Source organism: Saccharicrinis aurantiacus, from assembly GCF_001660705.2.
In the GTDB taxonomy this organism is placed as follows: Bacteria; Bacteroidota; Bacteroidia; order Bacteroidales; family Marinilabiliaceae; genus Saccharicrinis; species Saccharicrinis aurantiacus.
On the sequence record NZ_LYBV02000022.1, the window covers coordinates 1 to 11,437 of the forward strand.

General features: G+C 33.7%; 11 protein-coding genes, 3 tRNA genes and 1 other RNA gene. 6 read left to right on the plus strand and 9 right to left on the minus strand.

Annotated elements, in window-relative coordinates:
* Positions 1 to 99: 99 nt before the first annotated feature.
* The 3 genes from ssrA to aroQ all read right to left on the minus strand — a co-directional run bounded on the left by ssrA (position 100) and on the right by aroQ (position 2,561).
* Positions 100 to 497, minus strand: a transfer-messenger RNA (tmRNA) gene (gene ssrA / locus A8B35_RS08745).
* A 156-nt stretch (positions 498 to 653) separates the two neighbouring features.
* A complete protein-coding gene (pyk, locus tag A8B35_RS08750; RefSeq protein ID WP_068472311.1) occupies positions 654 to 2,090 on the minus strand; it encodes a pyruvate kinase in 1,437 nt (478 codons plus the stop codon).
* A 24-nt stretch (positions 2,091 to 2,114) separates the two neighbouring features.
* On the minus strand, positions 2,115 to 2,561 hold the full coding sequence (gene aroQ, locus A8B35_RS08755; protein ID WP_068472313.1) for a type II 3-dehydroquinate dehydratase: 447 nt from the start codon (positions 2,559 to 2,561) through the stop codon (positions 2,115 to 2,117).
* 458 nt (positions 2,562 to 3,019) lie between these two features.
* Between aroQ and xerD the strand changes: the two genes are divergently transcribed.
* The gene (gene xerD, locus A8B35_RS08760; RefSeq protein WP_068472314.1) at positions 3,020 to 3,919 is read left to right on the plus strand and encodes a site-specific tyrosine recombinase XerD; all 900 of its coding nucleotides are present in this window, start codon (positions 3,020 to 3,022) and stop codon (positions 3,917 to 3,919) included.
* A gap of 53 nt (positions 3,920 to 3,972) precedes the next feature.
* Here xerD and A8B35_RS08765 read toward each other — a convergent pair whose 3' ends face one another.
* The 3 genes from A8B35_RS08765 to A8B35_RS08775 are packed head-to-tail and all read right to left on the minus strand — an operon-like array spanning position 3,973 to position 6,002.
* Entirely contained in the window at positions 3,973 to 4,509 is a 537-nt protein-coding gene (locus tag A8B35_RS08765; protein WP_068472316.1) for an RsmD family RNA methyltransferase, read from the minus strand.
* Complete coding sequence (locus tag A8B35_RS08770; protein ID WP_068472503.1) at positions 4,500 to 5,351, minus strand: DUF3822 family protein; 852 nt, start codon at positions 5,349 to 5,351, stop codon at positions 4,500 to 4,502. Before A8B35_RS08770 ends, A8B35_RS08765 begins: the two co-directional genes overlap by 10 nt.
* A gap of 21 nt (positions 5,352 to 5,372) precedes the next feature.
* On the minus strand, positions 5,373 to 6,002 hold the full coding sequence (locus tag A8B35_RS08775) for a hypothetical protein (protein ID WP_068472318.1): 630 nt from the start codon (positions 6,000 to 6,002) through the stop codon (positions 5,373 to 5,375).
* Between the two features lie 90 nt (positions 6,003 to 6,092).
* On the opposite strand from A8B35_RS08775, the gene A8B35_RS08780 reads away from it, so the two are divergent.
* Positions 6,093 to 7,514: an ATP-dependent DNA helicase gene (locus A8B35_RS08780; protein WP_068472320.1), complete on the plus strand. Its 1,422-nt coding sequence runs from the start codon at positions 6,093 to 6,095 to the stop codon at positions 7,512 to 7,514.
* 65 nt (positions 7,515 to 7,579) lie between these two features.
* On the opposite strand, the gene A8B35_RS08785 is transcribed toward A8B35_RS08780, so the two are convergent.
* Genes A8B35_RS08785 through A8B35_RS08795 form a run of 3 tightly spaced genes read right to left on the minus strand, consistent with a single transcriptional unit; the run spans position 7,580 to position 9,856 of the window.
* On the minus strand, positions 7,580 to 9,238 hold the full coding sequence (locus tag A8B35_RS08785; RefSeq protein WP_068472323.1) for an FAD-dependent oxidoreductase: 1,659 nt from the start codon (positions 9,236 to 9,238) through the stop codon (positions 7,580 to 7,582).
* A 34-nt stretch (positions 9,239 to 9,272) separates the two neighbouring features.
* Complete coding sequence (locus A8B35_RS08790; RefSeq protein ID WP_068472325.1) at positions 9,273 to 9,581, minus strand: rhodanese-like domain-containing protein; 309 nt, start codon at positions 9,579 to 9,581, stop codon at positions 9,273 to 9,275.
* A gap of 11 nt (positions 9,582 to 9,592) precedes the next feature.
* Positions 9,593 to 9,856 carry a rhodanese-like domain-containing protein gene (locus A8B35_RS08795; RefSeq protein ID WP_068472327.1) on the minus strand — a complete coding sequence of 88 codons (264 nt, stop codon included), beginning with the start codon at positions 9,854 to 9,856 and terminating at the stop codon, positions 9,593 to 9,595.
* 360 nt (positions 9,857 to 10,216) lie between these two features.
* On the opposite strand from A8B35_RS08795, the gene A8B35_RS08800 reads away from it, so the two are divergent.
* The 4 genes from A8B35_RS08800 to A8B35_RS08815 all read left to right on the plus strand — a co-directional run bounded on the left by A8B35_RS08800 (position 10,217) and on the right by A8B35_RS08815 (position 11,383).
* Positions 10,217 to 10,299, plus strand: a tRNA-Tyr gene (locus tag A8B35_RS08800).
* An 18-nt stretch (positions 10,300 to 10,317) separates the two neighbouring features.
* Positions 10,318 to 10,394 (plus strand) — tRNA-Thr (locus A8B35_RS08805).
* Positions 10,395 to 10,408: 14 nt separating this feature from the next.
* Positions 10,409 to 10,481 (plus strand) — tRNA-Gly (locus A8B35_RS08810).
* A gap of 137 nt (positions 10,482 to 10,618) precedes the next feature.
* Positions 10,619 to 11,383 (plus strand): Rossmann-like and DUF2520 domain-containing protein, encoded by a 765-nt coding sequence (locus A8B35_RS08815; protein ID WP_068472329.1) that lies wholly within the window; start codon positions 10,619 to 10,621, stop codon positions 11,381 to 11,383.
* Positions 11,384 to 11,437 lie beyond the last annotated feature (54 nt).

Here is an 11,437-nt window from a genome sequence, read left to right on the forward strand (position 1 = left end):
CCCCTACCTATCTCACCCTAAATATGGAAAAAGAAATAAAAAACAAAACCCTTCAAAACAAAGAGTTTTGAAGGGTTTTGAAGCTTTCTGAAATCGCTTTTGTGGAGATGCAGGGTTTCGAACCCTGGTCCAGTCAAGGAAGCAATATGCTTTCTACATGCTTAGCTCTGACTTAATTTTCGAATAATAGCCGGCCCAAAGCGACCAACTACTACCTTATCTTCTTTATTTAAGCAACAACCCAAAGCTTGTAGTTGCCGGTTCCCAATTTTCCAGCATCTCTGATTTAAGCCGCCTCAGGACGATAGCACTTAAGAGATGTCTTGTTTCAGTATCTTATACCGAATAATGCTAATCTACTATACTTCGATTAAGCTGCAAGAGCGTAATTATTTTCGCCTTATAAAAAGTTGAAACCCGAGATTAAAGAGCCGGAATTCCTGTGCTCTGCATGCTTACATACAACTTTCACCTGCTGTCGAATCCATATCATCCCCAGATGTGTTGTACTTGGGTGCAAAACTAATAAAAAACTTCATACAATAAAGCTTTTATAGCTTTATTTAAAGGTAGAAGTTACGCTCATTTACTCCAAAATTATAGCAAAAAAAAGAGAGCATAAAGCTCTCTTTTAATGTAAATATTGTAACTAATTAATCAACAATTGTTTCTGCTTTCTTAAGAAGATTTTCAACAGTAATAATCTCTAAGAAAGAAGTACCACCACCAATTCCGAAGCTACCTCCAAGGTAAGCAACTAAATCCTGAGTACTTAATACATCTTTTTTAACAAGCTTGTTTAAAGTCTTGATTAAGATTTCTTTTTTAGATGTACCATCTTCCATCATACGTGGACTTACACCATAAGAAAGAGATAATTCTCTTGCTACTCTATCATTGTAACAAAGACCGTAAACAGGAGCTTCGCCTCTAAATGCAGCTAAATAACGAGCAGTTCTTCCAGTAAAACTATCAGTAATAACAGCTTTAATATCTAATTCTTTAGACGCTTTAATTGCAGTATCAGCAAGGTAAGAAGTAACGCTATTTTTTGGTTGAGCAACAGGAATATCATTACGATTATCTTTTGCAGCTTCAACTTCTCTAGCAATGCTCGACATAGTGTTTACAGCCTCAATACCATAATCACCATAAGCAGTTTCACCACTAAGCATAATTGCATCAGTACGGTAATAAATTGCGTTTGCAACATCAGTAACCTCAGCACGTGTTGGACGAGGATTTTTGATCATTGTGTGTAACATTTGAGTTGCTACAATCACTGGTTTCTTAGCATCAACACATTTTCTGATTAATTGACGTTGGATTCCAGGAATTTTTTCTTGTGCAATTTCAATACCCATATCACCACGAGCGACCATTACACCATAAACACAACCTAAGATTTCGTCAATATTCTCAACACCTTCTTGGTTCTCAATTTTAGCGATAATTTTAGCAGGACACTCAAGTCTATCTAATTCAGCCTGAACATCAGCAACATCAGTAGAGTTACGAACAAAAGAGTGAGCAATAAAGTCAATTCCTTGCTCAGCAGCATAACCTAAGAAAGTGATATCTTTTTCAGTTAAAGAAGGAAGGCTAATACGAACACCAGGAACGTTAACACTTTTCTTACCACCAATTTCACCATCATTTTCAACTCTAACAACTAAGTGATCGTCATGTTTCTCGATAACTTTAAGAGCTGTTTCACCATCATCTATTAAAACATCACCATCAAGAGGCATATCTTTAACAAAATTAGCATAAGAAACACATACACATTTCTCAGTAGATTTTGTTTCTGGCTCACCTTTCATTAATAAAGTATCACCTTTTGCTACTAAAATTTTGTTACCATCTTCAGTAGGTGTAGTTCTAATTTCTGGACCTTTAGTATCTACTAAAAGTGCAATTTTGTCAGATACAGAACGCACTGTAGACACAACTCTACATAATCCCTCATAATCCATGTGGGCAGTGTTCAACCTTACAACATTAACTCCTGCTTTGTAAAGTCCTTTAACGTAATCTGGGTCACACTTCATGTCTGACACTGTTGCTACAATCTTCGTAAGCTTTTTCATCAACTAAATATTTATTTCAATTTTCTAACTGGGCGAATTAATATTCTCTGTTTCCTTTAATAGCAAAGACTCAATAGCTAAAATATATGAGTCTAGTCCAAATCCTGCAATGGTTCCAACACAAACTGGCGATATAAAAGAATGATGCCTAAATTGTTCGCGTTTAAAAACGTTTGAAATATGAACTTCGATTACGGGAGTGGTAATTCCTGATATAGCGTCTGCTAAAGCAACAGAGGTATGCGTATATGCACCTGCATTTAAAACAATACCATCAAATGTAAATCCAACTTCATGAATTTTATCTAACAATTTCCCTTCAGAATTTGATTGATAATACTCTAAATTTATATTAGAATACTTCTTCTGTACGGCAGTAAAGAAAGATTCAAAACTTTGATTTCCATATACATTTACTTCTCTTTTTCCAAGCAAATTAAGATTTGGACCATTTATTATTAAAATCTTCATCTGATATATAATTGTAGTACTATTAACTACAGTTGCACGCTTTTATTATTATTTGTGCAAATGTATTGAAAACTTATGTCATTTTAAACACAATTGGGGTTCAATGATTAAAATCAGGCCTTTTTTTTTCATATGGAGATAGTACATTGCTAGCTATACCAAACAACACATAAGTTAAGTAGTTGTAATTAAGACCTAAAGAAAATGATTTACTATATTTTTATAATGATTATAAATTAAATCATTTAAGCTTGAATATAATTTTATGATAAGAGTACAACTCTTTATTGAGTGTTTGGGTACTTATAAAATAAAAATTAATATCTTTGCGATATAATTTACCTTCCTAAGCAAAAACGCATTATTTTAACATAAAAATTATTAGATTATTTGACTTTGTTAAGTTGTATTTTTATATTTACTTAATAACAGTTTACATATCATAAAATAACGATAATATGATTTGGGAATCAGAAATTGAAGATTTTAAGGGATACCTCAAAGTGGAAAAAGGATTATCAGATAATTCCATTCACGCTTATCACACGGACCTAAACAAATTAATTCAATATTTAAAAGAAAAGGATTATAGAGTAAACCCAGAGGAGGTTACTATAGTTCACCTAAGAGAAATGGTAGAGTGGGTAGCCCAAAAGGGAATTAGTGCTCGAACTCAAGCTAGAATAATTAGTGGTATTAAAGCCTTTTATAAGTATCTTTTAATAGAAGAGAAAATAGAGAAGGATCCTACAGCATTGCTAGTTCCACCAAAAATTGAACGCAAACTACCAGAATTGCTATCTGTTGAAGAAATCGATTCTATAATTAATTGTATTGACACAAAAAAACCTGAGGGGCAAAGAAATAGAGCTATATTAGAAACGCTTTATAGTTGTGGCCTGAGAGTTTCTGAACTTATAGAACTAAAAATATCTAATCTATATTTTGAAACTGGATTTATTAAAGTTGATGGTAAAGGGAAAAAAGAACGTTTAGTGCCAATTAGTTCAAAAGCCATCAAAGAGATCAATTTATACTTAAGCGAGTATAGACGTTTATTGAACATACATAAAGATAGTGAAGATGTATTATTCCTAAACAGAAGAGGTAAACGATTATCAAGGGTAATGATATTTACAATTATCAAAAACCTTGTTACAAAAGTTGGTATTAAGAAAAATGTAAGTCCGCATACGTTCAGACATTCATTTGCTACCCACCTTGTAGAAGGCGGAGCAAATCTTAGAGCTGTTCAAGAGATGCTTGGACACACCTCAATTGTAACTACTGAGTTTTATACTCATCTAGATAGTCAATATCTAAAAGAAACAATGTCACAATTTCATCCTAGATCATAAGATGTAAATAAAAAAGGAGCCGAATGGCTCCTTTTTTATTTAATTATCTCTACCTAAGCTCTAAATAATGTAAATACTACCTTTCCATTAATTCGATCTTCAATAAAATTAGGGTGACTATTAAAACTAGCATCCCCTGAGTGTTCGAAAATCAATAGTCCACCGTCACTCAAAAGCTTATTATCTAGAATCAATTGTGGAAGCTTAATTGCCTTCTCCATATCATAAGGAGGATCGGCAAATATTAAATCATACTTCTCACTTGTTTTTTCTACAAACTTAAAAGCATCACCTTTAAGGGCGCTTACCTTACCCTTCAAGTCTAATTCATCAATAGTTTGCATAATAAATTTATAATGCGGGTATCGCAGCTCAACACAAGTAACCTTATTTGCACCTCTTGAAGCAAATTCGTAGCTAATGCTGCCTGTTCCGCCAAATAAATCAAGCACATTTAAACCTTCAAAATCTATTGTATTGTTTAAAACATTAAACAGATTTTCTTTAGCAAAATCAGTAGTTGGTCGGGCTTTAAAACTCTTAGGAGGACTAAATCTTCGCCCTTTAAGTTTACCACTTATTATACGCATATTGGAATATTAAATAAATTTAAATGTGTTTGAATAGGAATATTCTTAAAGATTTGCGAAAACCTAAAGTGCTTTGTAGAGGTACTTAACTCTACTCGCTTAATATACTTCTTAAGCATCGCATAGGTATTGTCGTTTTTATCAATACTTCCTGATAAATAAACCGTGGTTTTGGAGGTATTAAGTTTTAATTGATCGAAAACAAATAAAGTAAAATATAAGAAATCGTTATTGTTTTTATATGTGAATGCATTATGAAGTATTAAGTTATTACCAGCTGTTACTGCAATATCGAAATACTTATTATTAACATTAATATGTACGTGGTTTTTCTTACTATCTATAGTAGTACTCAATAATGCATTTTCGATAAAAGGTACAATTTCACAAAAATAATGAATATCAGAATAGTATTTCTTTAACAGACTTACCAACTCTTGAGGTATACTATAAATACACCAAGCATCAGCCATTTTTATTTTACTAAAAAAAACTTCTCCTTCAGGATGATTATTGCTAGATATTGTAAAGTTAAGTTGTTCCCTTGCTTGTTCTTTATTAAAAATACCATCAGGAACTAAGGTGTAGTAATTAGAGTTATAGCTAAAAAATATCTTTTGATAGGGATATAGTAGAACTGGGTTTTCTCTTAACTCCTGCTCTAAAACATTAGTAGGTTCTTGTGTTGGATTAATCTTTTTATGCCAGAATTGGATATATTCATTACTAACTGGGTCTAGTACACAAAAAGAAAATCCATCCAGCGAAAGCTGAATGGATAAAAAATATGACGTTGTTACATTAACATCGAAATTACTATCAATAACTGAGATTGACTCCATATTCATTTGTTCGATATAGAATTACTCCCAGTTACCTGCATTGTTATTTGTTTCTTCAAGAGAACCAACTTTTAAACCTGCATATCTTTCTAATTTACGAGCTTTATCATTAAGATTAATAACCTCTTGCTCCTCTAATCCATTTAGATATACGTTATTTTCAACTTTTGCTTCAAATACCTGCACTTTCACACCAGAACCTGTAAGTACAATACCAGCACCTAACTCAAACTGCTCACCATCAGTAAATGGAATATAGCGTAGTGAATCAATTGGGTAACTATCAGCAAATAGTGAATCCGCAACACCAACAGCAATTGTATCTCTACTAATTAACCCTACTTTAAGAGCTTTTTCTTCTGTCCAACCTGCTTCAACTAAACTATCAGAAAGGCTACCTTCTTTCTTTACTAATTGTAAAGAGTCAGTTTTCACAAAGTTAATTAAGGTATCAAAACTACCTGTATACTTGTCGTAACGGGTTTTATAGGCTACCTGAGCAGTTCTAATGTCTTTTAAACGCTCAATTACTTCGGTACTTCTCATCTTGTGCGATTTTTGAAATCTAATTGGCTTCTGAACGCTTTCAACTACAGCGTATGCTAAGCCAGCTATTACAAGAAAAAGAATAATTTGAATTACTGTTTTCATTATTTTACGGATTTTTTTGTATTAGTTTGAAGTCACAAATTTAAAAAAAAATTTAAATTACAGTTTTGGTTTCTGATTTTTTACAACAAAATGATAAATAAACATTTAATTAACCTGCTAAATAATGCATTCGAACACACTCCTACCACATCGCAACAGGCATGCATACAGGGATTTGCCGAATTTTTAACAAGCGACTCAACAAAACCACTTTTTTTATTAAAAGGTTACGCCGGAACCGGAAAATCGTCTTTAACGGGGTCTTTTGTGGAAGTTTTGAAAGAATTAAAGTTCAGAATTTGTCTTATGGCACCAACCGGAAGAGCGGCAAAAGTATTTAGTTCGTTCGCTAACACACCATCTTTTACGATACATAAAAGTATTTATCGACAACAATCAGCCAATGATGGATTTGGATCTTTCAAAACAGGCAAAAATTTAAAAACCGATACTGTATTTTTTGTAGATGAAGCTTCAATGATTTCTGGAAACACCGGAGACTATTCTGGGTTTGGTTCTGGAAACTTATTAGAAGACTTAATCGAGTTCGTATTTGACGGAAAAAATTGCAAATTGGTTGTTATTGGAGATGATGCACAGTTACCACCTGTTGGAAGCTCAGAAAGCGTAGCGATGGTAAAATCTAATTTAGAAGTTTATGGCTCTACTGTGTTTGAGCACTTCTTATCAGATATTGTTAGACAAAAAAACAAAAGTGGCATTGTAAGTTGTGCATCAATGTTAAGGCAAGAAATTGAAAGCAATCAGTTTATTTCTGAGATTCCTCAGTTTGATATAGAAGAGTATTCAGATGTTAAACGAGTATTAGGCGAAGAGCTCTTAGATGAAATTCAACAGGCATACGATACCTATGGTATGGATAATACCTTAATTGTAAACCGATCGAATAAACGAGCTAATTTATACAACAATGGTATTAGAAATAGCATTCTTTATAGAGAAGAAGAATTAGCCGTTGGTGACTATGTGCTCGTGGTGAAAAATAACTATCATTGGTTAAAGAACAGCAAAGAAGTAGATTTTATTGCAAATGGAGATATTGCTGAGATTGTTAGAATACGCGGCTATGAGGAGCTATACGGAAAGCGTTTTGTAAACTGTACTGTCCGCCTAATCGATTATAAAGAGTTAGAAGTTGATATAAAGTTATTACTTGATGTATTGCAGGCCGATACTCCTGGCTTAACCAAAAATGATCAAGAAGGATTCTTTTATGAAGTAATGGAAGATTATGCCGATTTAAAACCCAAACAAAAACAATATGAAGGCGTAAAAAACAATGATTATTACAATGCGTTGCAAGTTAAGTATGCCTATGCAATGACCTGCCACAAGGCACAAGGTGGACAATGGAAGGCTGTTTTTGTTGACCCCGGCTTTTTACCTGAAGATGGTGTAGATAGAGATTACTACCGATGGCTTTATACAGCATTAACACGATGTACTGAGAAATTATACTTAGTCAACTTCAAAGATGAGTTCTTTTTATAGAAGTGGTCTTGGCATTTAATTCAATTAACCCAAGGAGATTATTCTTCCTTGGGTTATTATTTTTATTAGTTTAATGCTTTCCAGATGGTGTACCCTCCTGATAAGTTAGAAACGGTTTCAAACCCTTTACTTTTTAATATTAATGAGGCCAAATATCCTCTTAAACCTTTGGCACAATATACATAGGTAGGTAAAGACTTATCTATGGCTTCAAGCTCTTCTGTTCGCGTTCGCAACTCATCAACAGGAATATTTATTGCATTCCCAATTTTACCCTGAGCATTTATTTCGGCAGGTGTACGAACATCAATTAAATTGTAATTTGCTTCGTTCTCAGTAGCTAATAAGTTCTTTAGCTCCTCAACTCCAAGCTCGGCATAATTATTATTTATCGCATTTGAAGATACAAAACCCGAAACAACAACCGGATCTTTTGCAGGAGAGAAAGGTGGCGCATAGGCTAAATCTAACCTTGGCAAATCCGTCATTTTTAATTTAGCATATATTGCAGTACTCATAACATCAATTCGTTTATCCACGCCATGCTCACCAAATATCTCACAACCCAAAATAGTACCATCTTCAGGAGAATAATACGTTTCAATGATCATTTCCTTTTGATTGGGATAATAACCAGGTGTTGCCCCCGCTAATATTAAATTAGTTTTGTATTCAATATTATTTGCTTTCATAAAGGTTGGATTCATCCCTGTACGGGCCATAGTATTTTCAAATACTTTTATGATAGCCGTTTTATAGCCTCCTTCAAATACTTCAGATCCACCTGCTGCATTTATACCTGCTGTTCTTCCTGCTTTATTAGAATGCGTTCCTAATGGCAGATAATCATATTCACCGGTTTGTATATTCTTGATACTTGAACAATCACCCGCAGCATAAATATCTGGCAACGAAGTTTCCATTCTCTCATTAACCTTTACTGCTCCATTTCGTATTGCCTCTGCCCCTTTACTTGTCAGCAACTCTGTATTAGGTCTGATACCTACACTCATTACAACAAAATCAGTATCAACCCATTTATCATCAGAAATTTTAACTGAAGTAATTTGACCATTCTCAACCTTTACTTCATCTACAAAGGTATTGGTAATAACCTCTACCCCATTCTGTTCCAAAGTTGATTTTGCAAATTGGCTGAACTTCTGTTCCCACATCGGAAGCACCTTATTGCTGCCCTCAATTAAGGTTACCTTTTTACCTAATTCTACAAGATTCTCAACAACTTCAACCCCAATTAGACCAGCTCCCATTACTGTAATATGCTTGGCATTAGAAGCTACAGCTTCCTTCATTAACTTATCGTAATCAGATAAAGACCTACAAGGCGACCAATTGTTGGCCGTTACCAAGTTTTTTACAGGCGGAATAAAAGTATGTGCACCAGCAGCATATATTAGTTTATCGTATTTATATCTTCCTTTTGTTGTTGTAATTTCATGTGCATCTGGAAGTATTTCAAGCACCTCTTCTTCAAGATGCATATCAACGTTGAAGCGTTTCTTTAATAATTCTGCTTCAACTACAATTAATTTTTTTCGATTGTTAATTACACCCGACAGGGCATAAGGAATTCCGCAAGTAGCATAACTAATGTTACTCGATTTTTCGAACATTAATATCTCAGCACATTCATTTTCTCGACGAGCCTTAGCCGCCGCAGATGGACCTGCAGAAAGCCCTCCTATTACAATAATTCGTTTCATTTTAAATATATTTTGTCAGGATTAAGAAATGATACTAAACGAGTCGATCAATTTTATGCCAACTGCCACCATTTATAACTTCAGTAATACCATTAGATTTTAATATAGATGCTGCTTGCGCACTTCGAATACCTGATGCACAACACACCACATAAGCGGTATTCATCCTTTTTAATTTACCAATAGATGTTTTTAATTTGTCCAATGGTATATTTATAGATGCATCAATATTACCTTGTTTGAACTCTTGAGGTGTTCTTACATCAATAATTTTTGCTCCTGATAAAAGAGAATCGATAATGGCTTGATTCTTATTCCCGAATAATTTGCTTAAAAAACCCATAATAAATTCTATTAGTTGTTTAAAGCGTTTTGTACATTAACCCATGCTCCACCATCATAAAGATCTGTAAAACCCTGTTTTGATAAATACTCACACGCTGCATGACTTCTTCCACCTGATGCGCAGCAAATCACTAACGGAAGTTTAAAGTTTTTCACCTCGTCTAAACGATGTGGTAAAGTATCTAAAGGTATATTTATTGAGCCTGTTGCATTTCCCATGCTAAACTCTGCAGTTGTTCTAACGTCAATAATTGTTGCTTCTGAAATATTCATATCATTATATTTTTTAAAAAAGATTACGATGCAAAAATAGATTACGTGCAAATTCCTATTTGTGCTTTTTATCACACAAAGCAAAATTTGCAACTTGCAGCCTAATTTCGAATAAGCTTAAAACACTCCAGTTTTAACAAATGTTCGTGCTCTTATGAGATTATCAGTTTAAGTCGCAAAAAAGTTTATTAATCCTGAAAAAAAATCACCATAATAAATAATGATGTAAATAATAGATTCTCAACAATGAAGAGTCCTCCACCCCTTATTTTAGACGATTTCGCGCTAAAAAAGTGTAGCTATTATTACTTATTTCACTTGCAGATTTAAAAGTTATTTCTACTTTTGCAATCGCTTTTGGGGCAGATACCAAAGCGGCCAACTGGGACGGACTGTAACTCCGTTGTCTTTCGACTTCGCAGGTTCGAATCCTGCTCTGCCCACTTAAAAGTAACAATGTTGCCAATGTAGCTCAGCTGGCTAGAGCAGCTGATTTGTAATCAGCAGGTCGTGGGTTCGAGTCCCTCCATTGGCTCCAAAAAATATTGAATTGCGAAAGTAGCTCAGCTGATAGAGCATTAGCCTTCCAAGCTAAGGGTCGCGGGTTTGATCCCCGTCTTTCGCTCTAATTTTAAAGGATGTCTTTTTTAGGCATCCTTTTTTTTATTATAATTATTATCGCTACACCTCTTCTTTTTAGGATAATACACTCAACTTAACCCAAAAATATTTTACATTTATCATTAAATAAAAATTATAAAAATGATTCAGAACGTTGTATTAATTGGATCTGGTAACCTGGCGACACAACTAGGCATGGGATTAGCTATGAGTGGTTTTAATATCAGACAGGTTTATAGTAAATCTATTAAAAACGCCTCTATTTTAGCAGATAAGCTTAATGCGTATCATACGGATCAATTAAACGAAATTCAGAAAAAGTGTGATTTATATATAATAGCCGTAAGCGACTCTGCTTTAGAATCGGTTATTGCAGATTTGCCAAACTTACAAGGTATCGTAGTTCATACATCTGGCAGCATGGCATCTTCTATTTTAAATAGATTTGATAAGTTCGGCACCTTCTATCCATTTCAGACATTTAGTAAAGATAAGGCCGTTGACTTTAATCAAATTCCTTGCTTAATTGAAGGGATGGATCAGACTATTGAAATTGAACTGATGACTGCCGCCAAGAAAATATCAAAACAAGTAATCTCATGTGATTCGGAACAAAGAAAACAAATTCATTTAGCGGCAGTATTTGCTTGTAATTTTAGCAATCATCTTTATAAAATTGCCTTTGATTTATTAGAAAGCAATAACATTAATCCTGATGTAATTAAACCATTGATTAATGAAACAGCGCATAAAATTCAAAGCTTATCTCCAATTGAAGCTCAAACAGGACCCGCAATGAGGAAGGATGATAATATTATTAATATGCAAAAAGACATGTTAAACTATTCAGAGGAACTTAAATCGATTTATTCTTTATTTACAGATAGAATTTACAATCAAAAATAACCTTTGCTCGAATTTTATATTAATTACTTAAAATAAAGCACTTAATAAGTTTAA

Coding starts and splice junctions, on each gene's coding strand:
- A8B35_RS08770 (WP_068472503.1), bottom strand. CDS start 5,351: ATGGAGTCAATCTCAGTTATTGATAGTAATTTCGATGTTAATGTAACA.
- pyk (WP_068472311.1), bottom strand. CDS start 2,090: ATGAAAAAGCTTACGAAGATTGTAGCAACAGTGTCAGACATGAAGTGT.
- aroQ (WP_068472313.1), bottom strand. CDS start 2,561: ATGAAGATTTTAATAATAAATGGTCCAAATCTTAATTTGCTTGGAAAA.
- A8B35_RS08765 (WP_068472316.1), bottom strand. CDS start 4,509: ATGCGTATAATAAGTGGTAAACTTAAAGGGCGAAGATTTAGTCCTCCT.
- xerD (WP_068472314.1), top strand. CDS start 3,020: ATGATTTGGGAATCAGAAATTGAAGATTTTAAGGGATACCTCAAAGTG.
- A8B35_RS08775 (WP_068472318.1), bottom strand. CDS start 6,002: ATGAAAACAGTAATTCAAATTATTCTTTTTCTTGTAATAGCTGGCTTA.
- A8B35_RS08790 (WP_068472325.1), bottom strand. CDS start 9,581: ATGGGTTTTTTAAGCAAATTATTCGGGAATAAGAATCAAGCCATTATC.
- A8B35_RS08815 (WP_068472329.1), top strand. CDS start 10,619: ATGATTCAGAACGTTGTATTAATTGGATCTGGTAACCTGGCGACACAA.
- A8B35_RS08785 (WP_068472323.1), bottom strand. CDS start 9,238: ATGAAACGAATTATTGTAATAGGAGGGCTTTCTGCAGGTCCATCTGCG.
- A8B35_RS08780 (WP_068472320.1), top strand. CDS start 6,093: ATGATAAATAAACATTTAATTAACCTGCTAAATAATGCATTCGAACAC.
- A8B35_RS08795 (WP_068472327.1), bottom strand. CDS start 9,856: ATGAATATTTCAGAAGCAACAATTATTGACGTTAGAACAACTGCAGAG.